The 23,215-nt window shown below is 52.7% G+C and carries 18 protein-coding genes, 1 tRNA gene and 1 other RNA gene; 9 read left to right on the forward strand and 11 right to left on the reverse strand.

Going from position 1 to position 23,215, the window contains the following annotated elements:
* Positions 1-225: 225 nt before the first annotated feature.
* Genes ACT3RQ_RS04870 through ACT3RQ_RS04880 form a run of 3 tightly spaced genes read right to left on the reverse strand, consistent with a single transcriptional unit; the run spans position 226 to position 2,918 of the window.
* The gene (locus ACT3RQ_RS04870; protein WP_172116766.1) at positions 226-1,143 is read right to left on the reverse strand and encodes a metal ABC transporter permease; all 918 of its coding nucleotides are present in this window, start codon (positions 1,141-1,143) and stop codon (positions 226-228) included.
* Positions 1,144-1,166: 23 nt separating this feature from the next.
* Complete coding sequence (locus ACT3RQ_RS04875; RefSeq protein ID WP_444639674.1) at positions 1,167-1,994, reverse strand: metal ABC transporter ATP-binding protein; 828 nt, start codon at positions 1,992-1,994, stop codon at positions 1,167-1,169.
* Positions 1,995-2,000: 6 nt separating this feature from the next.
* Positions 2,001-2,918 carry a metal ABC transporter substrate-binding protein gene (locus ACT3RQ_RS04880; protein ID WP_444639673.1) on the reverse strand — a complete coding sequence of 306 codons (918 nt, stop codon included), beginning with the start codon at positions 2,916-2,918 and terminating at the stop codon, positions 2,001-2,003.
* A 198-nt stretch (positions 2,919-3,116) separates the two neighbouring features.
* Between ACT3RQ_RS04880 and mntR the strand changes: the two genes are divergently transcribed.
* The gene (gene mntR, locus ACT3RQ_RS04885) at positions 3,117-3,566 is read left to right on the forward strand and encodes a manganese-binding transcriptional regulator MntR (RefSeq protein WP_226911993.1); all 450 of its coding nucleotides are present in this window, start codon (positions 3,117-3,119) and stop codon (positions 3,564-3,566) included.
* Between the two features lie 34 nt (positions 3,567-3,600).
* Here mntR and ACT3RQ_RS04890 read toward each other — a convergent pair whose 3' ends face one another.
* A complete protein-coding gene (locus ACT3RQ_RS04890) occupies positions 3,601-4,032 on the reverse strand; it encodes a DUF488 domain-containing protein (protein WP_444680081.1) in 432 nt (143 codons plus the stop codon).
* Between the two features lie 234 nt (positions 4,033-4,266).
* On the opposite strand from ACT3RQ_RS04890, the gene ACT3RQ_RS04895 reads away from it, so the two are divergent.
* From ACT3RQ_RS04895 to betC, 3 genes are all read left to right on the forward strand, one after another.
* Positions 4,267-4,713, forward strand: coding sequence for an Rrf2 family transcriptional regulator (locus ACT3RQ_RS04895; RefSeq protein ID WP_444630605.1), 447 nt, complete (start codon positions 4,267-4,269; stop codon positions 4,711-4,713).
* A gap of 168 nt (positions 4,714-4,881) precedes the next feature.
* On the forward strand, positions 4,882-5,625 hold the full coding sequence (locus ACT3RQ_RS04900) for a Crp/Fnr family transcriptional regulator (RefSeq protein ID WP_193054374.1): 744 nt from the start codon (positions 4,882-4,884) through the stop codon (positions 5,623-5,625).
* A 321-nt stretch (positions 5,626-5,946) separates the two neighbouring features.
* On the forward strand, positions 5,947-7,461 hold the full coding sequence (gene betC / locus ACT3RQ_RS04905; protein WP_444639671.1) for a choline-sulfatase: 1,515 nt from the start codon (positions 5,947-5,949) through the stop codon (positions 7,459-7,461).
* A gap of 160 nt (positions 7,462-7,621) precedes the next feature.
* Here betC and ACT3RQ_RS04910 read toward each other — a convergent pair whose 3' ends face one another.
* From ACT3RQ_RS04910 to ACT3RQ_RS04925, 4 genes are all read right to left on the reverse strand, one after another.
* A complete protein-coding gene (locus ACT3RQ_RS04910) occupies positions 7,622-9,271 on the reverse strand; it encodes a BCCT family transporter (protein ID WP_444630607.1) in 1,650 nt (549 codons plus the stop codon).
* An 803-nt stretch (positions 9,272-10,074) separates the two neighbouring features.
* Positions 10,075-10,171: signal recognition particle sRNA small type (ffs, locus tag ACT3RQ_RS04915), an RNA gene on the reverse strand.
* Positions 10,172-10,221: 50 nt separating this feature from the next.
* Positions 10,222-10,298, reverse strand: a tRNA-Met gene (locus ACT3RQ_RS04920).
* 91 nt (positions 10,299-10,389) lie between these two features.
* A complete protein-coding gene (locus ACT3RQ_RS04925) occupies positions 10,390-11,322 on the reverse strand; it encodes a choline ABC transporter substrate-binding protein (RefSeq protein WP_444680082.1) in 933 nt (310 codons plus the stop codon).
* Positions 11,323-11,498: 176 nt separating this feature from the next.
* Here ACT3RQ_RS04925 and betI point away from each other — a divergent pair, with 176 nt between their 5' ends.
* The 5 genes from betI (at position 11,499) to ACT3RQ_RS04950 (ending at position 19,927) form a co-directional block, all read left to right on the forward strand.
* On the forward strand, positions 11,499-12,113 hold the full coding sequence (gene betI, locus ACT3RQ_RS04930; RefSeq protein WP_193054377.1) for a transcriptional regulator BetI: 615 nt from the start codon (positions 11,499-11,501) through the stop codon (positions 12,111-12,113).
* A 19-nt stretch (positions 12,114-12,132) separates the two neighbouring features.
* Complete coding sequence (gene betB, locus ACT3RQ_RS04935; RefSeq protein ID WP_444639669.1) at positions 12,133-13,602, forward strand: betaine-aldehyde dehydrogenase; 1,470 nt, start codon at positions 12,133-12,135, stop codon at positions 13,600-13,602.
* A 48-nt stretch (positions 13,603-13,650) separates the two neighbouring features.
* Positions 13,651-15,324 carry a choline dehydrogenase gene (gene betA / locus ACT3RQ_RS04940; protein ID WP_444680083.1) on the forward strand — a complete coding sequence of 558 codons (1,674 nt, stop codon included), beginning with the start codon at positions 13,651-13,653 and terminating at the stop codon, positions 15,322-15,324.
* 297 nt (positions 15,325-15,621) lie between these two features.
* Positions 15,622-18,108, forward strand: a complete 2,487-nt coding sequence (locus tag ACT3RQ_RS04945; protein WP_444639667.1) for an acyl-CoA dehydrogenase — start codon at positions 15,622-15,624, stop codon at positions 18,106-18,108.
* A gap of 178 nt (positions 18,109-18,286) precedes the next feature.
* Positions 18,287-19,927, forward strand: a complete 1,641-nt coding sequence (locus ACT3RQ_RS04950) for a glycerol-3-phosphate dehydrogenase/oxidase (RefSeq protein ID WP_444639666.1) — start codon at positions 18,287-18,289, stop codon at positions 19,925-19,927.
* A gap of 136 nt (positions 19,928-20,063) precedes the next feature.
* Here ACT3RQ_RS04950 and ACT3RQ_RS04955 read toward each other — a convergent pair whose 3' ends face one another.
* The 3 genes from ACT3RQ_RS04955 to ACT3RQ_RS04965 form a co-directional block, all read right to left on the reverse strand.
* A complete protein-coding gene (locus ACT3RQ_RS04955; protein WP_172116492.1) occupies positions 20,064-20,288 on the reverse strand; it encodes a hypothetical protein in 225 nt (74 codons plus the stop codon).
* Positions 20,289-20,710: 422 nt separating this feature from the next.
* The gene (gene glpK, locus ACT3RQ_RS04960; protein WP_444680084.1) at positions 20,711-22,207 is read right to left on the reverse strand and encodes a glycerol kinase GlpK; all 1,497 of its coding nucleotides are present in this window, start codon (positions 22,205-22,207) and stop codon (positions 20,711-20,713) included.
* A gap of 109 nt (positions 22,208-22,316) precedes the next feature.
* The gene (locus ACT3RQ_RS04965) at positions 22,317-23,075 is read right to left on the reverse strand and encodes a DeoR/GlpR family transcriptional regulator (RefSeq protein ID WP_087105625.1); all 759 of its coding nucleotides are present in this window, start codon (positions 23,073-23,075) and stop codon (positions 22,317-22,319) included.
* Positions 23,076-23,215: the final 140 nt, after the last annotated feature.

The following is a 23,215-nucleotide window of genomic DNA, read 5'->3' on the forward strand; positions in this document are numbered from 1 at the left end:
ACTCAAGAGCCACCATTTCGTACACAGCCTAATATCGAAGGGTGCAAATTTTAGCAGATAGCGCGCTTACAAAAAGCATCCATCAGTTATTTCTCTGCTGTTGCTAATGTTTTGGCATATAGAGGCATCTCTGTACGTTTGCTAGCCCCGCTAATGGCGTCACTGGCCGTACTGCTTTTTAGCCAACTCATGGCGGACTCGGGTGCTCTGTTCGTAAACGAGCCGTTATCCCATCTTCCAATGACGCCACTGGCGCGGCACGATACCCTGCTTGGGCGAAAAGAGCAGCGCTAAAACAAAGAAAGCGAAAGCCACTAGTACGATTGAGCCACCCGATGCCACGTTAAATACTACCGAAAGCCAAAGCCCAATAACCGCAGACAATATGCCAATAGATACTGAAATCAACAGCATTATCGTGAAGCGGTCTGTCAGCAGATGTGCTGTCGCACCTGGCGTGATTAACATGGCAACGACCAATATGATGCCGACAGTCTCAAGGCTTGCAACAATCGTCAGCGTCAGCAAAAGAATGAGGCCATAGTGAATAATCTGCGTATTAAAGCCCAATGCTTGTGCCTGCTGAGGGTCGAAGGCATAGAGCAACAAGGGCCGATAAGCGAGCCATACCGTTAAAATGGCAATGATGCTGGCAACAAAGGTCAGCATTAATGCTGAGTGTTTAACACCCAGTACATTGCCAAACAGAATGTGCATCAGATGGGTACTGGAAGCCAATTTACTGATAATGACCACACCAAGGGCGAAGGAGGCGGTAAACATCAGTCCCATCGCGGCATCTGCTTTAATTCGTGTGTTCCTTTCAATCGCCCCGATGCCTACCGAGGTCAGCGCCCCGGTAATAAACGCCCCTACAAAGAAGGGCCAGCCAAGCAAATACGCAATGGCTACCCCCGGCAGCACAGCGTGAGAAATCGCATCCCCCAGCAGCGACCAGCGCTTTAGCACGACATAACAGGAAAGCATCCCACAAATAGCGCCTACCAGCACCGAGGTGAGTAGCGCTCTTTGCATAAATGCATACTGAAAGGCGTCAGAAACGCTGTCAGGTAGCAGGTTAACTACCACCATTAACGCTGCGATTAAGCCGTTTACCAGTGCATCGCTAAACGTTTCAATCATTAATATGCTGTCAACCACGTAACTTACCCCTGCCCAGAACTATTGGAAGCCACTGGCATCGTTTGGCGATCATTGACCGTTTGCTCAATTGAACTCACTGCAAGTTCGGCCAGTTTTGTTTCGCTTAGCATCTCTTCAGGCGTACCGGTACCCCGCACAAAGCGATTAATCAGCACGACGTGATCCACATAGCGGCGAGCACCGGGCATATCATGTGTGACCATAATCACGGTTCTACCCGCTTCACGCTCGCGACGAAGTACTGACAAGATGAGCTTCTCGCTGGGCGGGTCAACGCCAGCCAGTGGCTCATCTAACAACAAAATGCTGGCCTGCTGCGCTAGCGCGCGTGCTAGCAACACACGTTTTTTTTGACCACCGGAAAGAGCGCCAATAGGTCGGTCAGCCAGGTCGAGCATATTGACTGCCACCAAAGCATCATGCACCGCTTCGCTATGTCGAGCGTGATGCCAGCGCGCAGGCAATAAGCGGCGCCATAACGCATCGCTGCGCATGTGTCCGTAGCGCCCACCCATGACGGTGTCCCATACCGAGACAGGGAAATCCCACTCAATCGCCTCGCGCTGAGCCATATACGCGATACGCCCCGCCCGACGATGCTTTGCTATGGGCTCGTCAAAGGCTTTTACGCTGCCTTGCAGCGGCTTCATGCTGCCGGTCAACACATGAAAAAGTGTCGATTTTCCCGCACCGTTAGGTCCGACAATGGCCGTCCATTTCCCAGCGGGAAATGTGAGGTGTATATCTTCCAGCACGGTTTGGCGCTGATAAGCAGCGTACAGCCCGGTTATTTCAATGGCGGCCATCGTGCTCGGTAAACTGGTTGTCATGGTGCACTACTCAACGGCTAAATACTGGCGCAGCATATCGGCGTTATGCCTCAACATGGCAAAATAGTCTCCCGCCTCGCCCTCTGGCTCGCTTAACGAGTCCACGTATAAAGGACCCGCGGTGGGAATTCCCGTATCTCTGGAAAGGCTACTAACGTAACGATCCGATGTTGTGCTTTCCCAAAAAAGCGCTGCAGGCTGGCGTGCGTTAATCAAGTCAATGATGCGCATTAACTGCTGCGGCGAGCCTTCCGTTTCGGCGTTATTCCCCCAGATACCGTCATGTTCAAAGCCATAAGTATCAGAGAAATACAAAAATGCTGCTTCGCTTGAGAGCAAAACACGACGCTCTTCCGGAATATCGCTTAGCGTCTGTTGAAGCTCCAAGTGAAGGTCTTGAAGTTCTGTCACGACGTTATCGGCACGCGCCTGAATATCCTCTGCCTGCTCTGGCAGAAGGTCTTCCAACTCATTCGCTATCACGTGAACATAGGCCATTGCCGCACGCGGGTCTGTCCACAAATGTGGGTCGACATCGCCCTGCATATCGCCAATCATAATATGTTGAGTGGGGTGTTCAGACGCTTCGGCAACGGCGACCAAGGGCACATCGCCTTGGGTAGTCGCTTCCACCTGGTGCATCCACTGCTCTAGCTGATAGCCGTTATAAAAAACAATATCGGCTTCTTCCAGAGCGGCAAAATTATTGGGTGTTAATTCCCACTCGTGCACCTCTGCATTAACAGGGCTCAGCACTGATACGTTGGCGTCGTCTCCTGCCACGCGGGCCACCAAATCGCCCAATACCGTAAACGTCGCCACAACATTAATCGGCGGCGATAGCGTCTGGGCACTGGCCGTCGTAACGCTGCCCGCCGTCGCAAGCAACAAACTTATTATCAAGCATGTTTTTCGTTGGCTCATGGACGTCCCCCGTTGTAAATTTGGTTTGCGCTAATTACAACTTTAGCTCAACAAAAAAGCATTGTGCAAATAGTTTAGCCTTGGCTAACAATTATTCTACAATATGCGCTACCATGATCCATTAGAGTTTTCCATTCACCTCGATATAGTCTGCCAATGAGTGATAACGATCAGCCGCTTCCCCATAACGCCAAATGTATGAGTAAAAGTTACTGCAATGACGCATTGCCGCCCATTGAAGAGCACACACGGCAATATGAAACCGTGCGCAATGCGCATGAAACCGAGCTAATCGAAGATTACGTTGAGCTGATCGGCGACCTGATTCGCCATCGGGGAGAAGCGCGCGCCGCCGACATCGCCAGCCGCATGGGGGTGAGTCAAGCGACCGTATCCAAGATGATCCGCCGCTTAAATGAGCTGGGACTGGTCACCAGTAAGCCTTACCGCTCCCTGTTTCTAACAGCGGAAGGCCAAAAAATGGCAGAAACATCCCGGGCACGGCACGATATAGTGCTACATTTTTTACGCGCGCTGGGCGTTAATGATCATACCGCACGCATTGATGCTGAAGGCATGGAGCATCATGTCAGCAATGAAACTCTGGCGATTATGCAGCACTTTATTGACGAACAAACAACGCGTTAATCACGACCGACAGCCTAGTGATTAACATCCCTCGCTACTCACAATCCTGAGAAGTGCTATTTAAGTAACACGGTGAGGACGTTAACTCTTGGTCTGCTCGGTCTTCTATATCCAGCGCGTCCAGCACCGCTTCACGCAGAATGGGCAAATGTGAATGGTCCAACTGACGTGAAGCCGTTAATAACGTCAGCTTACCTTGCCTGGCATAACGCATCAGCGGTAGTAACGCTTCATCCGACTCCTTTAATTCCAAACGGTAGCGGGTCTGAAAGGAAGCCTCACTAATTTTGTCCTGGTGGTAGTCACGCCTTAGAGATGATGAAGGCGCGGCATCGCGATACCATTCCGTTAGCGCCAGCGAAGCACGCTCTTTTCCACGTGGCCATAAACGGTCAACCAGGACGCGTGCTCCCTCGTCGTCTTCAAACGCTGAATAGACGCGCTTAAGCACTATTTCGTAGTTCATATGACCTCCCTGATCCGTTTTTTAACAACACCCCATTCACCCCACCCATGCTATACAGGCTACCAGGCAATTACTCTGCCCCATGTTAACGACATTAACGATGAGCAAAAATGATTAATAGCGCTCATTTTCTATCATAAACACCTTCCTTTTATTATCACGGCCCCTAGCCGAATATTCCCCATCCTTTTTAAACCCCGTACAATGCGGTGTTTGGTCCACACTTGGCAAACCATGCACCTAACCCGCTTCACGGATTACTCTATTCGCGTTTTGATTTACCTGGCAGCCAAGGGAGAAGAGCGCGCAACAATCACGGAAATTGCCGAGACATTCTCGATCTCGCGCAATCACTTGATGAAAATTGTCCAGGAACTACATCAAAAAGAGTACCTCAAAGCCATCCGTGGCAAGCATGGCGGGCTTTGGCTAAACCGGGCGCCCGAACACATTCGGTTAGGGGCGTTGGTGAGAGATACCGAGCAGGAAATGGCGCTCGTCGAGTGCTTTCGAGACGATAGCGCCTGCGTCATTACCCCCGCATGCCGCTTAAAGCCTATCCTTAACGATGCACTAGACGCCTTTTTGGGCGTTCTGGATCAATATACACTGGCCGATTTGCTGCAGGGCCAACACACCAGCCTAGCGTCACTGATGAAAATACCTGCCAAAGAACTTTAATTTTTTTTAAAGTCTCCTTCCAAATAAATAAAATCCAATACGATAAATCGCGTAACCTGGCTATTTCACCTCACGTGGAGCATGCTTGAGACTGGCATTACCAAACCACATAGTGCGCAGAAAATGTTGCATCAGGCTTCATTATTTCTGCAAACCTCGGAGCCAAACATGACCACAGCGCCCTTCTCGCCCAATCACATCATGATCCGCAAATTAGAAAATATTTTCGCGCTTACCAGTGAAGAGAAGCAGGCACTGATGGGGTTACCGATTCACACAAAAGAAATCAAGAGCAATCAAGACATTGTTAAAGTGGGCGATCAGCCAAACCAGTGCTGCTTGATGGTTGAGGGCTTTACCTGCGTCAACAAAGTATCCATTGAAGGCAAGCGCCAGATCATGGCCCTGCATGTTCCTGGCGACATCCCCGACCTGCAAAGCCTTCACTTGAGAGTAATAGATATTAATATTGCCTCTATCAGCCCCTGCAAGCTCGGCTTCATTCAGCATAAAGATCTGCATCAACTCTGTGAGCGCTATCCCAGGCTTGTCGCTGCCTTTTGGCGCGAGACACTTGTCTACGCCTCTATTTTCCGTGAATGGCTGTTAAATATTGGACAACGCGAGGCTTACTCCCGCATCGCGCATATTATCTGCGAACTCATGGTGCGCCTAAAGACAGTCGGCTTGACTGAGGGGAACACGTTCTATATGCCAACGACCCAAGCAGAAATAGCAGATGCGACAGGGATGACGCCCGTCCACGTAAACCGCGTTTTTCAGGCACTACGCGCAGATGGCTTGATCATCACCGAAAGAAGCCGGATGACCATACCGGACTGGGACAAGCTGCAGCAAGCTGGCGAGTTCGACCCACTCTACCTTCACCTTAAAAACGATGGAAACACATAGCGCTCAGCCTCCAACCGGCAGGTAGGCCGTATGATTATCACACAGCAGTAGCATTAATATAGGGCACAGTAGAACCAAGTTGATGGCGCCTCAAACGTTAATATCCACCGCAAGACCGAGTGTTAATCCGCATGCTTAATTAATGGCGGTAACAGACACTATCCACTAAATCGTTGTTTATACCTAAGGCCAATGTGAGTTTGGGCTTAGGGGGCAAATAAATCATTGGTTTACTACTTCCTGGCACGTCATTGTAAGGGATTGAAGTCGCGCCTATTGGCAGCTTCGAATATCAACAATACTCGCCAGGGAGATTTCTATATGGCTAGACCTAATGTACTGGTGTTAATGGCCGACCAACTCAACGGTACACTGTTCAAGGATGGCCCCGCCGATTTCTTGCATGCGCCTAACCTCAAGAAACTGGCCAAACGCTCGGTCAATTTCAACAATGCCTATACACCTAGCTATCTTTGCGCACCGGGGCGGGCCGCCTTCATGTCGAGCCAGTTGCCGAGCCGCACCGGGGTATATGACAACGCAGCGGAATTTCCTTCAAGCGTGCCGACATGGGCGCATCATTTGCGTCGCGCAGGTTATTCCACCTGCTTGTCAGGAAAGATGCACTTCGTCGGCCCAGATCAGCTCCACGGTTTCGAGAAACGCTTAACCACCGATGTCTACCCGGCTGATTTCGGCTGGACACCTGACTACACCAAGCCCGGGGAACGTATCGACTGGTGGTACCACAACCTGGGGTCGGTGACAGGCGCTGGCGTTGCTGAAATTTCCAATCAGATGGAATACGACGACGAAGTCGCGTTTCACGCCGAGCAGCGGCTATATGACCTGTCGCGCGGTCACGACGAGCGGCCTTGGGCGCTGTGCGTCAGTTTCACTCACCCGCACGACCCCTATGTAGCACGTCGCCAATACTGGGATTTATATAACGACTGCGAGTATCTTGAGCCCCAGCAAGGGCCCATACCCTTCGATGAGCTGGATCCGCACTCCCAGCGAATTTTCGAAGCCAACGATTACACCAAGTTCAATATCCAGCCCCAGGACGTGCGCAACGCTCGCCAGGGCTATTTCGCCAACATCTCCTATGTCGACGATAAGATCGGCGGCATTCTAGACGTGCTCGAACGCACCCGCATGCTCGACAACACGATTATCGTGGTCTGTGCTGATCACGGCGATATGCTTGGCGAAAAGGGCCTGTGGTTCAAGATGAGTCCCTATGAAGGCTCGTCGCGGGTACCGCTGATGCTGTCTGCACCGGGGATCGAACCGCGCAACGTTGAGGATCCGGTATCGATCATCGATATCAATACCACCATTGCCGACCTGGTCGGCATCGACCTTTCCTCGATCGCGCCCTATACCGATGGCCAGTCGCTGCTCCCCTTGACCAGAGGCGAGAAGCGCGACGCGCCGGTGTACATGGAATACGCCGCCGAGGCCAGTTATTCGCCAATTGTGACCATCCGCGAGGGCAAGTGGAAATTCAACTATTGCGAGATTGACCCACCGCAGCTATTCGACTTGGAGGCCGACCCGCTGGAGCAGTACAATCTGGCGGTGCATCCCGACTACGCCGAGGTGGTAGCCGACTATCAGGCCAAGGTACACAAGCAGTGGGACATGAAAGCCTTCGATGCCGACGTGCGCGCCTCCCAGGCACAGCGTCTGATCGTCTACGAAGCCCTGCGTAATGGCCACTACTATCCGTGGGACTATCAGCCGCTGCAGGACGCTTGCGAGCGTTACATGCGTAACCACATGGATCTGAACGAAGTCGAAGAAGCCCAGCGCTACCCTCGCGGCGAGTAAGCTCATGGCGACTCACCTCATCTGAGCTGAATCGGGTTTTCGGGGGGATTACACAAGCAACGCGGACGCCCGTACCTGTTGGGGTACAGGCGTTTTTGTTTCGTGCGGGACAGTAAAACTTCTCTTTGGCGGACATCGCGTCCGGCAAAGGGACTTCACGTCACTTTCCGTTGCGCATGCGGCGCAGCTCGCCGTTCAGCGCTCGGATGATGCAGTAGCACATCAGCAGCATCAAGATGGAAAATGGGATAGCCGTCGCCGTGACACCCGCTTGAAGCGCCGACAACCCACCACCGATCAGTAACACGATGGCAATCAACCCCTCTACCGTCGCCCAGAACATACGCTGAGGCCGAGGCGCTTCGATCTTGCCGCCGGCGGTGATGGTATCGATCACCAGAGAGCCGGAATCCGATGACGTCACGAAGAAGGTGAGCGCCAGAATGATCCCCAGGCTCGACATCAAACCCGTCAGCGGTAGCTCATTGAGCATGCCGAATAGGGCTAGTTCGGGACGGTAGCTATCGATCACGTACTCCTTGACCAGACTCGCGGCGGGATTGGTATAAAGCTGATCCAGTGCAATGCTGCCGAATACCCCCATCCAGATAAAGATAAAAAGGCTTGGCACGATCAGCACGCAGAGCAGAAATTCACGCACCGTACGACCCTTGGACACGCGCGCGACAAACATTCCGACAAAAGGCGCCCAGCTGACCCACCACGCCCAGTAAAACACCGACCAGTCTTGACGATAAGCGTCATCTTCACGGCCAAAGGGCGCCGAGAGCGGAATGAGTTCCGTCACATAATGGGTGATTCCCGTCCACATGCCGCTGATCGCCATCAGGGTCGGGCCAGCGAACAGCACAAAGAAGAAGAACATCACGGCCGCGATCATGTTGATCTCGGAGAGTCGCTTTACGCCCCCCTCCAGGCCACGCCACACCGATACCAGCGCCACCGCAGTGACAAGCGCAATGATGATGACCTGTGTCGTGGTATTGATGGCCATACCGAACACAAAATTCAGTCCCGCGTTGGCCTGCTGCGCGCCCAGGCCCAGTGCCGTGGCCAAGCCGAACAGGGTGGAAAACACCGCCAGGATATCGATCCAGTGCCCCCACCAGCCCCATACGCGATCCCCCAGGATAGGAAAGAAGATCGAGCGAATAGAAAACGGCAGTTTCTTGTTATAGCTGAAGATCGCCAGGGCAAGCGCCATCACCGCGTATACGGCCCAGCCGTGCAGCCCCCAGTGTAGAAACGTCCCCGCCAGCCCCATGGCCGAGGCTTCGTCAACCGCGGCCATATTTAGCGCACCGTCGGCACCAAAGGGCGAAGGAGTGCCTAAGGGCGAAGACACATTTGCATGATAAACCGGTTCCAGCACGCTGAAGAACAGCAAGGCGATCCCGATACCCGCCGTGAACAACAAAGCGAACCACGACAGGTAGCTGTGTTCCGGCCGGGCATCCGGGCCGCCTAGTCTCACTTTGCCATGGGGAAGCACGATCAGCGCCAGACAGAAGACAATGAAAAAATCCACCAGAATCATGAAGTACCAGTCCAACGTGCGCGTCGAGAAGCCAACGATAGATTGGAACAGCTCCCCTGCCTGCGCCGGGAACATCAGGGTCAACACAATGAAAATCAACGAGGCGAGTGCGGACAGGACAAAGACGCGGTTATGAATGTCAAAACCGATGGGCCCCATACTTCCCTGGATGTTGTCCTGCCCTACAACATAATCCGTCTGCATATCGCTGTCGTCGTACGTCGACGAGGCCCGTTTATTTAATAAGCCCATACGCTGTATCTCCTTATTGTAGTGATTGATTTATCATTGTTCTCGCTTGGGCACTGACGACTGGCTGCAAAGCGAAATGGCTTGCTGCTCGAAGCGTTGTTATGTAGAAAAACGTCATGCAGGAAAACCTGGCAATGCCTCTCATGAAGTAATGCACCCAGGCAGCTAGCCTCTGCCGGCGCTCCCGGGGGATTCCCCTCACTCTTATGCTCTAGCACCCCTCTCACCGAGACAACGGCTACGAATAGTCAGTTGACCTGAGTGGCGCGCCAGGAGGCTGGCTTATCTCTAACTGGGGTGCTTTCATGCAGAAACCTCTCAGGCAGGGGCTGCCAATGCTAAAACAATTCATCTAGTCGTCGTGAGTCCATGCACAATGACGTGCTTGTCGCTAACAGACCAATGATTTATTCGCTACCTGAGCCCAAGCACACATTGGCCTTAGGCATCACCGCTACTGAGTTCTTCAAAGCCTTGGATGGATATAAGAAAATGCATGCCATCGCATAAGATAAAGGCGCTACTCGCTTAGTTGCTTAATCGCCATGTTCCCAGTAGTCATAGCACGCGTGCTGATCACAACCCGTCAAGGAAGACTCAACAATGCGAGTACAGCTTGTTTTAAAACTAGCAAATTTGTAGAGGTTTTTTACACGAGGGTGACGGAGCTTGCGCTAAACATGACAACACCCCATTTCGTAGGATTACTACAAAAACAGGTTATGTCACGATAAGCCGCAAATTATGTCATTTTGGCTGGAATTTATGTCACAACAGGCTGGAAACGACAGAAATGGAGGCGGCCCCAAAAGCCACATCCCGGCACACGCAGCCACCACTACCGTTGCTCCCTTCCGGGCCTGGCGGGGTTTGCAGTTTAGCGTTGCGGGAGGACCTAAGGGGCCACCATAGCAATACACTTGGATATCCGTGTACTGCGGCGCTGATTTTGGTGGCTACGCCCTGATTTGAACAGGGGACCCCATCATTATGAGTGATGTGCTCTAACCAGCTGAGCTACGTAGCCTTTCCGACATCAGCGGGTGCAGATTATGCCTATTCTCGAAACAAAAGGCAAGCCGAAAACAGGCCTACCTTTCAATGAGACAATGACAAATTTACAGAGCGGCCTGAACTGCTGGCAGTGCAGGCTCACCATCCCGGGTTGTCACACCCTCAAGCCACGCGGCTAATAAATCGTCGTGCTCTTTTAAATAACGATTGGCGGCAACGCGAGGGCCGACACCCTCATTCATAATGGCGCCCATTAACTGGTTTTCCATTTCCAGCGTAAACGTCATATTACCAAGTAACGTACCCACGTTCGGGCACGCTTCGACAAACCCGGCGCGCGTATTGGTGTGCACCGTGGCGCCACCCAAATCAGGCCCAAAGTAATCATCCGCATCGGATAAGTAGGCCATATCAAAGTTGGTATTCATGGGATGCGGCTCCCACCCCAGAAAGACCATCCACTCTTCATTGGGGACGCGTGTTGTCAATTCTGAAAGCATGCCAGCTTCACTGGAATCCACCACCTGCCAATCGCCCAGGTCGTAGGCATTATCATCAATCATTTGCTGGATAAGCTCATTGCCATCGTTACCCGCCTCGATGCCATGCACGCGATGGTTAAATCGATCAGCGTGAGCCGCTAAATCATTCACAGAGGTAACACCTGCATCGTACACGTATTGCGGTACAGCCAGCGTGTATTTGGCACCTTCCAAATTGACAATTAACCGCTCAACATCGCCACTCTCAATATACGGGTCGCTGATGGACGCCATAGAGGGCATCCAGTTGCCTAGAAAAACATCAAAATCATTGTTACGCATGCCCGCATAGGCAATCGGCACTGACACCGTATCGACGGTTGGCGTATAGCCTAGCGCCTCCAGCACTTCGCTGGCCAACGCCGTCGTCGCGGTAATATCGGTCCAGCCCACCTCGGCAAAACGCACACGCGAACACTCATCGGCTTGGGCCATCATGGGCATAGCAGCCCCCAACACCAATGCGCTTAATCCCACCACCTGGACACGTTTCATTACAACTCCCCTTCTATTTTACGTAAATGGGCATGTTTATTCCTTTAACGCCAAGCGCAGCAACATGCACCAGCGTTTATTGATTGAACGTTCAATAAACAACTACTAAGATATACAGATAATCATGACTAACCGTATGTTTCAAGTTAGGCATTCAACGTCATCAGGAGACAGCTGTGCCAAAGCTGGGAATGGAACCGATACGCCGCCAGCAGTTAATCAACGCCACCATGGCGGCCATTGACGAAGTGGGGTTGGCAGAAGCAACCATTATGCGGATTGCCCGTCACGCGGGCGTCTCTGCAGGCATCATCAGTCACTACTTTGGCGGGAAAGATGGCCTTCTTGAAGCCACTATGCGCCAGATCTTGACTGACCTTAGTGACGCTATTTCTGCGCGACGCAGGGCGTTGAACGATGACTCACCTAAAGCGCACATCAGCGCGATTATCGAAGGCAACTTCGATCGCACTCAAGTGACCGGCCCAGCGGCTAAAACATGGCTTGCCTTTTGGGCCAGCAGCATGCACAAGCCGATGCTTCAGCGCCTGCAAAATGTGAACGATAGACGCCTTTACGCCAATTTATGTTGTCAGTTTCGACGCGTGCTCCCCCACGTTGAGGCACGCAATGCGGCCCGTGGGTTGGCCGCCATGATTGATGGTTTATGGCTACGCGGTGCATTAACACCCGAAGGGCTTGATGCCGACAAAGCCCGCCATCTAGCGCTCCACTATCTTGATCAACTCTTGGCCCATCACAAATATCAACACTCAGCACCCGCTCATTAAGGTTATAAAGGAGATCAACATGTCCGCTCAAGATGTACAGCCTCTCTATATTGATGGTCGCCCGGTCGCTGCCACGTCAGGTACTACTTTTACCGTTACTAACCCATTTGATGGCAGCCTGCTTGCGACACTTGGCCAAGCAAGCCAACAGGACGTTGACGCAGCCGTTGAAGCGGCCCAGCGTGGCCAGCGCGAATGGGCTGCCATGACCGGCATGGAGCGCGCCCGTATTATGCAGCGCGCGGTTGCGTTGCTGCGTGAGCGCAATGACGAGCTGGCAGCGCTCGAGACCCGCAACACCGGTAAGCCGATTAGCGAAACAGCAAGTGTCGACATCGTGACGGGCGCTGATGCGATTGAGTACTTCGCAGGGCTGGCCCCCGCTATTCAAGGTAGCCAAATTCCACTGCGCGAAAGCTCCTTTGTGTATACCCGCCGCGAGCCGCTGGGCGTCATTGGCGCCATCGGCGCGTGGAACTACCCCCTTCAAATCGCCTGCTGGAAAGCCGCGCCAGCGCTGGCGGCAGGTAATGCCGTTGTCTTTAAACCCAGTGAAGTGACACCGCTGAGCGCAATTAAACTGGCTGAGATATTTACCGAAGCTGGCCTGCCAGACGGTGTTTTCAACGTGGTGCAAGGCGATGGCGACGTAGGCGCGATGCTGACGGCACACCCGAGCATTGCCAAAGTGTCGTTTACCGGTGAAGCAGGTACCGGCAAAAAAGTGATGGCCGCAGCCGCTAGCTCATCGCTTAAAGACGTCACGATGGAACTGGGTGGAAAATCACCGCTGATCATCTTTGCCGATGCGGACCTGGACCGCGCCGCCGATGCGGCCATGATGGCCAATTTCTACTCCAGTGGCCAAGTTTGCACCAACGGTACGCGGGTGTTTATCGAACGCAGTGTGAAAGACGCATTTGAAGCCAAGCTGGTGGAGCGTGTTAAGCGCATCAAAGCAGGCGACCCTATGGACCCTGGCGTTAATTTTGGTCCTCTGGTCAGTTTTGAGCACCAGGCAAAGGTGCTTTCCTATATTGCCTTGGGTAAACAGCAAGGCGCCCGCCTGCTGGTGGGGGGTGATGAGTGGAAAAGCGGCGACTGGGCCAACGGCGCTTGGGCAGCACCTACCGTATTTACCGATTGCACAGATGATATGCGCATTGTGCAGGAAGAAATTTTCGGCCCGGTGATGTCGGTGCTGGCCTTTGATGATGAAGCTGACGTCATTCGTCGCGCCAACGACACCCGGTATGGCTTGGCAGCCGGCGTATTTAGCGAAAGCTTAAACCGCGCACATCGCGTTATTCATCAGTTGGAAGCGGGTATTTGCTGGATGAATACGTGGGGTGAATCGCCTTCTGAAATGCCGGTTGGCGGTTATAAAGAGTCGGGTATTGGCCGTGAAAATGGTATCGATACGCTTAACCACTATACCCAAACCAAGTCGGTACAAATCGAGATGGGCCCCTTTGAGTCGGTGTTTTAAAGCGAAACAGCAAACACGCCAGCTATTCTACTCTCTCAAGGTGTAACTATGCCGCAACCGCATGAATTTGATTACATTATTATCGGCGCGGGCTCAGCGGGAAGCGTGCTGGCTATGCGTTTAACGGAAGACAGCGACGTCCGCGTTCTCTTGTTAGAGGCCGGCGGGCCGGATTACCGGCTTGATTTCCGTACCCAAATGCCAGCAGCCCTCGCCTTTCCACTTCAGGGAAAGCGTTACAACTGGGCATTTGAAACGGACCCGGAACCGCATATGGATGGCCGCCGCATGGAGTGCGGGCGCGGGAAAGGGTTGGGCGGTTCTTCGTTGATTAATGGCATGTGCTATATCCGCGGCAATGCACTGGATTACGATAACTGGGCTCAACAGCCAGGCTTGGAAGATTGGGATTACTTAAGCTGCCTACCCTACTTTAAAAAGTCAGAAACCCGCGACACCGGGGCCAATGACTACCACGGTGGTAGCGGCCCGGTCAGCATCACTACTCCCAAAAACGGTAACAACCCGCTGTATCGCATCTTTATTGAAGCAGGCAAACAGGCAGGCTACCCGGAAACAGATGATGTTAACGGCTATCAGCAAGAAGGCTTTGGCCCCATGGACCGGTTCGTTACGCCCAAGGGGCGACGCGCCTCTACCGCCCGGGGTTACTTGGACACCGCCAAACAGCGCACCAACCTGACCATAGAAACCCACGCCGTTACCGACATCATTGAGTTTGACGGCAAGCGCGCTGTGGGTGTGCGCTACGAGCGCAAAGGGCAACAGCAGACCGCCCGCGCCAAGCGGGAAGTGCTGCTGTGTGGTGGTGCTATTGCGTCACCTCAAATTTTGCAGCGCTCGGGCATCGGCCATCCTGAAGTGCTCGAGCCGCTAGGCATCAAGACCGTTCATGCCCTGCCGGGTGTCGGCGAAAACCTGCAAGACCACTTAGAGATGTACATTCAGTACGCATGTAAAGAACCCATCTCGCTCTACCCCGCTCTAAAATGGTACAACCAGCCCATGATAGGCGCTGAGTGGCTACTCAAGGGTACGGGTATTGGCGCCAGCAACCAGTTTGAAGCGTGTGCGTTTATTCGCAGCCGTGATGAGGAAGAGTGGCCCAACCTGCAGTATCACTTTTTACCCATCGCGATTAGCTATAATGGCAAAAGCGCGGTTCAAGCGCATGGCTTTCAAGCGCACGTGGGCTCGATGCGCTCCAAAAGCCGAGGCCGCATTCGGCTAGCCTCAAAAGACCCGCACGCGGCACCCAGTATTTTGTTCAACTACATGTCGCATGAAAAAGATTGGGAAGAGTTCCGTGATGCCATTCGCTTAACGCGCAACATTATCGAACAACCCGCATTCGATAAGTACCGAGGCCGTGAAATTTCCCCAGGGCCTGATGTACAAAGCGATGAAGCGCTGGATCAGTTTATTAAGGCAAACGCGGAAACGGCGTATCACCCCTGTGGCAGTTGCCGTATGGGAGACGATACGCTGGCCGTGACAGATGGCCAGGGTCGCGTTCATGGCGTAGAAGGTTTAAGGGTGGTTGACGCCTCACTGTTCCCTCTAATTCCTACCGGCAACCTGAATGCACCAACCATCATGCTGGCCGAAAAGATTGCCGACCACATTCGTGGACACGAACCGCTGCCTCGCGCGCAAGTTACCTATTTTGTAGCTAACGGCGCGCCTGCCCAACATGGGTGAATGGCGTTTTCACACGTGAATCCCCGTTCATCCAAGCGCCACGGCTAACTGCCGTGGCTTTTTTTTACTAAGCTACTATTAATAAGCAGGATAAAAAGACGTAACGACTTGCGCGGGATAGCGTACGTCTGCCAATATTCAAACATCTGTTCGAATGCCTATGGCTTGCGTTCTAATCATCACTTCAAGCGTTACACACGACGGCAAGGCTGCATTGATGGATCAGACATCAACGTTCTGAGCCAAGCGCATGTAGACCAGAACTGGACAGTGCCTAATAATACATGGAGACGTTCTATGCTCACCCTACTACTGATTATCCTGGCCGTGGTTGGCCTGCTGATTATTATGCGCCGCGAAGCAGGCGCCCCAGCAGCCCTGACACTGTTGGGTATATTAGGGCTTGTTGGCCTACTCTTTGACGCCGCCGTTATAGGCGTATTGCTGCTAATCGCTGCTCTGGTCGTTGCTGTGACGGGCCTTGAAGCAGTGCGCAAACAGTGGCTGACACCGCGGATTTTTAAAATTTTCAAAAAGGTCGCGCCAAAGGTCTCCGCCACCGAGCGCACGGCGCTAGAAGCCGGTAGCGTTTCCTGGGACGGGGAGCTTTTCTCCGGTAAGCCACAGTGGAATAAGCTGCTGGCTTACAAGGATGAAGGCCTGCGCGAAGATGAACAGGCTTTTCTTGATAACCAGTGCGCTAAAGCGGCTGGCATGTGTAACGCATGGGACATTGCTCAAGAGCGTGCCGACCTGCCCCAGCAGTTATGGGACTACCTGAAAAAAGAAGGCTTCTTTGGGATGATTATTCCCAAGGAGTACGGTGGCCTGGGTTTCTCAGCAAAAGCCCAATCCATGGCACTGCAAAAACTCTCCGCTAACGAAACGTTAATGGTGACCGTTGGGGTGCCCAACTCCCTCGGCCCGGGCGAGCTGCTGCTTAAATACGGTACTGAGGAACAGAAAGACCACTACCTGCCCCGTTTGGCCGATGGCCGCGAAATCCCCTGCTTCGGCCTAACAGGCCCGCGGGCGGGCTCTGACGCAACGTCATTGCCTGATACTGGCGTAGTGTGTAAAGAGATTATTAATGGAAAAGAGACGCTGGGCCTGCGCCTGACGTTTGAAAAACGCTGGATCACGCTGGCTCCCATTGCCACGGTTGTAGGTTTAGCCTTCCGTTTATTCGACCCTGAAAAGCTGCTGGGCGACGAAGAAGACCGAGGCATTACCTTAGCGCTCATTCCTCGCGATACGAAAGGCATGGACATTGGCCGCCGCCATCACCCCATCGGCAGCCCGTTCATGAACGGCCCGATTAAAGGCGTGGATGTCTTTGTCCCGCTGGATACCATCATCGGCGGGCAGGAGATGATTGGCCAAGGCTGGCGCATGCTGGTTGAGTGCCTATCGATTGGTCGTTGTATCACGCTGCCCTCCGGCGCGACCGGCACCGCCCGCTACGCACTGGGCTGGAGCGGTGGCTTTACGCGTGTTCGTCGTCAGTTCAACGTGCCTGTCGCCGAAATGGAAGGCGTTCAAGAACCGCTGGCACGTATGGCAGCGATGGCTTATATCTCCCAGGCAACCGTTTATCAAACGGCTAACCTGATTGATCATGGTGAGAAACCGGCGGTTCCTTCAGCGATTTTGAAGAGCCAACTGACCGAGTTTCAACGTGATTTGTTAAGCGATGCGATGGATGTGCATGGCGGTAAAGCGGTCACATTGGGCCCACGTAACTACTTAGGTATTGGCTATAGCGCCAACCCGGTAGCGATTACCGTTGAAGGCGCCAACATCATGACGCGCAACCTGATGATCTTTGGTCAAGGGGCGATCCGCTGTCACCCCTACGTGCTGGAAGAGCTGGCCGCCAAGGATGCCAACGACATCAACGCGTTTGATAAAGCCTTCTTCAGCCATGCGGGCCTGATTTTTGGTAACGCCGCACGTGCGTTCACCATGGGGCTAGGGTTTGGCAAAGAACGCGTGCCGTTTGACGGGCCAGCCGCGGCTTATGCGCAAGATATTGCCCGCCTCTCGGCAGGCTTTGGGCTATGTGCGGATGCCGCCATGGCAAGCCTGGGTTCCGCGCTGAAAAAACGCGAAATGCTCTCTGCCCGTTTGGGTGATGTGCTCTCTAACCTGTATCTCGCATCCATGGTGCTCAAACAGTGGCAAGCAGGTGACAAAGTGGAAGGCGAAGACGCCCTGCTTCACTACAGCTGCCGTTTCCTGCTGCATCGTGCAGAACAAGCCTTTGTGGAGATTTTCGACAACTTGCCTAATCGGGCACTCGGCCGTGTGCTTAACGCCGTGGTAATGCCAACCGGCCGCCGTTGGGATAAACCCCATGACGATTTGGCACGCGACATTGCTAAACGGGTTTCCACCCACACTGCGTTGCGTACCAAACTGCTTTCCAACACCTGGGATACCGACGACGGCGAACAACCCAACCCATTGGCGCGCTACAACGCACTGTTGGTTGATTATGACCGTGCTGAAGCCATTTATCGCACGGTTAACAAAGCCTACGCCAAAGGTGAGCTGCCTCAAACGGCCCTTCACCCTGAAGCTCGGGTTGAGGTAGCGTTTGAGAAAGGCCTGCTTAGTGAAGAAGAAACGATCTTTATGCGCGAATTCGAAAAGAACGTGCTGGAGATGCTAACGGTCGATGACTTTGCCTACGATGCGTTTGCAAAGAATAAAAGCACGCTCATTAACCATAATGCTACGCAGGCAGCGCCAATTAATCCTGAGGAAGCCCACGTCGAATAACACATCCTGGCAACAGGATTGCCATAAGCCGGCTCCACGATGGAGCCGGTTTTTTTATAGGCGCTCAATGTTCGTTTTCAAACTTGAAAGATCGCAAACGATCACATATTCTTCATAAATGAAAATAACTGTGTTTTGCTTTGGTTATCAAACCTAATTTCCCATTAATGAGGCTATCATGACCCTGCGTGAACAAAACGTTAGTCAATTGACAAGTGCCACCTTTGACGCGCTGGTAATTGGTGGCGGTATTAATGGCGCAGCCAGCGCGGCGGCACTGGCAGGCAAAGGTGCCAAAGTCGCCTTGATTGATCGTGGCGACTTTGCAGGCAGCACCAGCATGCACTCCTCCAACCTGGTGTGGGGGGGCATCAAGTATATGGAAAGCAATGACTTTGGCCTGGTGCGTAAACTCTGTAAAAGCCGCAATCATCTGATCAAGAGTTACCCTTCCACGGTTGAGGAAATACGCTTTCTCACCACGATTACCAAAGGGTTTCGCCACTCCCCTCGCTATCTGTGGGCAGGCACCTGGCTTTACTGGTTAATGGGTAATGGTTTTACCAAAACGCCCCGCCTGCTTTCGCCAAAAAATATCAAGCAAGAAGAGTCGATCATTAATGTCGATACATCGGTGGGCGGCTTTGAGTATTCGGATGCCTACCTGCACGACAATGATGCTCGGTTTGTGTTTAATTTTATCCGCCACGCGCTCGATTTCGGTGCGACAGCCGCCAACTATGTGGAGTCGCTGGGTGCTGAGCGCAAAGATGGTGTCTGGGTAACGAAAGCCCGCAACACCATGGATGGCAGCACGTTTGAGATACGAGCCAAGGTATTGATTAACGCGGCTGGCCCGTGGGTAGATCATCACAACAAGCTGACCAACCAGCAGACATCGCACCAGCACCTTTACTCAAAGGGCATCCACTTAATCGTGCCGCAGTTAACAGAGTCAAAGCGTGTACTGGCGTTTTTTGCTGATGATGGGCGGCTTTTCTTTGTTATCCCCATGGGCAACCGTACCTGTATCGGCACTACCGATACGCACATGGACCACCCTGATGCGGTAGTGACCGATGAAGACGTAAGCTTCGTGCTGGAGAACATTAACAAGCGCTTAACGCTTGAGAAGCCCCTGACACCTGACGATATTATTTCAACACGCTGTGGCGTACGCCCCTTGGCCGTCGAGGCCAACCAAGGCAGTGACCGTGACTTCCTGCAGCTTTCACGCAAGCACATTATTGATACACATGACGATACGGCACATATCAGTATCTTTGGTGGCAAGCTCACCGACTGCTTAAACGTCGGCGATGAAATTGCGGATGCGGTAACCCAGCTAGGCGTGACGTTAACCAACCCCAGGTTCCAGTGGTACGGCGAACCTGCTGATTCTGTTAAACAGCAATTTATGGCTCAGGCCGAGCGTATCGGCCTTGATGCGATGACGCCCAGCACCTCTTCAGAGCTACTTACAAAACGCCTGTGGCGCCGCTACGCGGATAAAGCGTTTGCGATGCTTGAAAAAATCGAAGCAGACCATGACCAGGCCGCCTTGCTTATTGAAGGTACCGAATATATTCGCGTTGAGCTTGAACACGCCCGCGATTATGAAATGATCACTGAACTGGAAGATTTCCTGCGCCGCCGGGCCAAAATATCGCTTGTGGTGCGTCATGAGCAGCTACGCCACTCTGAAGGGCTTAAAGAGGCTTGCTGGATGCTTTTCGGTGACCAGGCCGATGAACGATTTAATGCCTACTTCGAAAATAATTCTGGCGAGGCAATTCAACAAGCAATGGCAGACGCCTAGTGCTTGCTAAAAGCACATAACCAAACGGACATAATCAAACGGACATAACCCAATTATCGTGCTAAAAAAGCTCCCTTAAAATTTTTAAGGGAGCTTTGTGTACATCCACCACCAAGGCTTCTAAGCGTTTAACGCCTTACTCCTCGTTGGCAACCTGTAGCTGCGAGTCGCCTGCCAACACTTCATCCCAGGCTTCATCCAGCGTACAGCCAGACCGACTATCGAGCGTATCGATCACTTCCACGGCACATTGAAGCGATCTCGGGCTATCTTTAAGCGCAAGTACCAGTTTAGCCAGGTCCTGCTTGCTAAATGTACTGGCAATCTGGTTAGCTTGTTGGCTTAGTTCAATACAGTTCATATTCAGTACCTCATGGTATGGTCATCCGTTACCGGTCTCACAAAGGGCTTTCGTTGGCAAAGCCAGCCGCCCTATACGTATGGTGGCATTGCTACTCATGCCAGGTCGGATAAGCACCTGGTTCGGTGACTGCGAACGGTCAAACAAACAGATAAAATCTTCGCTCTTTAGCGCCTGCTGTATGCACGCACAAAGGTTATATGGCAAGGTATAGTGCGATGTGTCGGGGTAACGAGGCATCACTCCATCCCATGCCCTGACTATGGTTCATGAACGATCAGCCAACAATGCATCATTGGACGCACGCCCCGTTGTAGCTTGACTACATTGGCCGCCACCCAGGGTTAAACGTGTTAAAAGCTTACAACAAGAAGAGAATCAAGAAGTGCACGCAGCCACCTTACGATGGCTACGTGATGGCCTTATTCGCCGGAACGTACGCGCGACACGGCATCCAGCCAGCCTTGGTACAGCTGCTCGCGAGACGCATCCTCCATGGTCGGCATAAAGCTCTTTTCACAGTCCCAGAGCTGTTCAATTTCTTCCAAAGAGTCATACCAGCCTAAGCGTAAGCCTGCCAGGTACGCTGCTCCCAGTGCAGTAGTTTCTAAAATAGTGGGACGATCCACCTCAACATCCAGCATGTCGGACAAAAACTGCATCAGCCAGCTGTTTTTAACCATGCCGCCATCCACACGCAGTTTGCTTGGTGTGGCGTCCATATCGTCGTTCATGCAGTGCTGTAAATCGCGAGTTTGATAACAGACTGCCTGCAAGCCTGCCGCAACGATTTCTGCAATACCGGTGTCCCGTGTCAGGCCAAAGATTGCTCCCCGCGCTTTAGGGTCCCAGTGCGGCGCCCCAAGCCCCGTAAAGGCAGGTACCAAATAGACGCTATGGCCCAGTCGGGTCTCCTTGGCAAGCGCCTCAGTTTCAGCCGCATCCGCAAACAGGTTCAAGCCATCCCGCAGCCACTGTACGGTTGCACCTGCGACAAAAATACTGCCTTCCAGCGCATAGGTAGGCTTACCGTTAAGCCGATAGCCGATGGTGGTCAGCAAGCGATTACGCGAAAGCGCGGGCGTGTCACCGGTGTTTACAATCATAAAGCAGCCGGTGCCGTAGGTGCTTTTACCCATACCTGGCGTAAAGCATGCCTGCCCTACTAGCGCTGCCTGCTGATCGCCCGCCACACCAGCAATCGGTAGCTCAGCCCCTAACCACTCTGCCTCCATCATGCCAAAATCATCGCTGGAGTCTTTCACACTGGGCAGCAGGTTGGCAGGTATGTTGAACAGCGCCAGCAAATCCTCATCCCATTGCTGGGTGTGTATGTTAAAGAGCGCCGTGCGTGAGGCATTGGTGGCATCGGTGACATGCTGCTTACCGTTTGTCAGCTGCCAAATCAGAAAGCTATCTACGGTGCCAAATGCCAGCTCGCCACGCTCAGCACGTTCAGCACGTTCACGGGCACCCTCCACGTTCTCAAGCAACCATGCCAGTTTCGTCGCCGAAAAATAGGGATCAATTAACAGGCCGGTTTTTGCTTGAACGCTATCAGTATGCCCAGCTTCACGCAGCGTTTGGCAGGTATCAGACGTTCGCCGATCCTGCCATACGATCGCGTTATAAAGTGGCTTACCTGTTGCGCGGTCCCACAGCAGCGTGGTTTCGCGCTGATTGGTAATACCCACACCCGCCACTTGACCTGCAGAAATACTGGCCTTCACCAGCACTTCTTTACAGGTCGCAACTACTGATTCCCAAATATCTTCAGGATCATGCTCAATCCAGCCATCACGGGGAAAGTGCTGGGTAAACTCTTGCTGGGCAACGGCCGCAATTTCCCCTTGTCGGTTAAACAAGATGGCACGGGAGCTGGTGGTACCTTGATCAATAGAAAGTAGATAACGGGACATTAGATGTTCGCTTTGAGGTGAATATTTTCGCTTTATTATGAATAAGGCTACGCTAAGCCTTATTGATGCTCAAGTACGAAAATACCTCTACAAAGCAGCCTTGGCCCGTTTAGGCGATATAGAGCGCCACATCATATTGGGTTAGCAACTGCTGGATAGACTCGGGAGGCTTACGGTCAGTGAACAACGCATCCAGCTGGGAAAGATTCCCCTGGCGTACCACAGGGTTGCGATGGAACTTAGAGTAATCCGCGGCTAGATACACGCGTCGCGAATTAGCAATGATCGCTTGGGCCACACGTACTTCCTGGTAATCGAACTCCAGCAAAGAGCCATCTTCATCAATACCGCTAATACCAATAATGCCGTAGTCGACCTTAAACTGATTAATAAAGTCGATGGTGGCTTCACCGATGATGCCGCCATCCCGAGAGCGCACCTGGCCACCCGCAATGATGACGTTAAAGTCTTCTTTATGCTGCAAAATAGCGGCAACGTTCAGGTTGTTGGTGATCACTTCCAACCCTTGATGCTCCAGCAATGCCTGGGCAATGATTTCATTGCTGGTACCAATATTGATAAACAGCGATGAGTGATTAGGAATATGCTGCGCCAGACAATGAGCAATACGCTCTTTCTCTTCAAGATGGAGTGTTTTACGTGTGCTGTAGGCCGTATTAACGGTGCTTGACTCAATTCCCACGCCACCATGCACCCGCCTCACTCGGCCCTCATTCGCCAACGTATTGAGATCGCGCCGAATCGTTTGAGGCGTTACTGCGAAATGATCAGTCAGTTGCTCAATGCTCATATAACCGTGCTGACGAACCAGCTCGACAATCGCATCCTGACGGTATTGTTGATTCATAGGCTTAGCCTGTTCACTTTTATTTATCGCCAAGCGTAATAGGGTAACAAAATCTGATAGCCCTGATCCACACGACGAAGCTCAACAAAGCTCGGTGGCCCACGGCGGGGCCACCGAGCACTATCTTTTGCTGTCGTTAC

This window comes from Halomonas sp. AOP43-D1-4 (assembly GCF_052446175.1).
Classification (GTDB): domain Bacteria; phylum Pseudomonadota; class Gammaproteobacteria; order Pseudomonadales; family Halomonadaceae; genus Vreelandella; species Vreelandella citrativorans.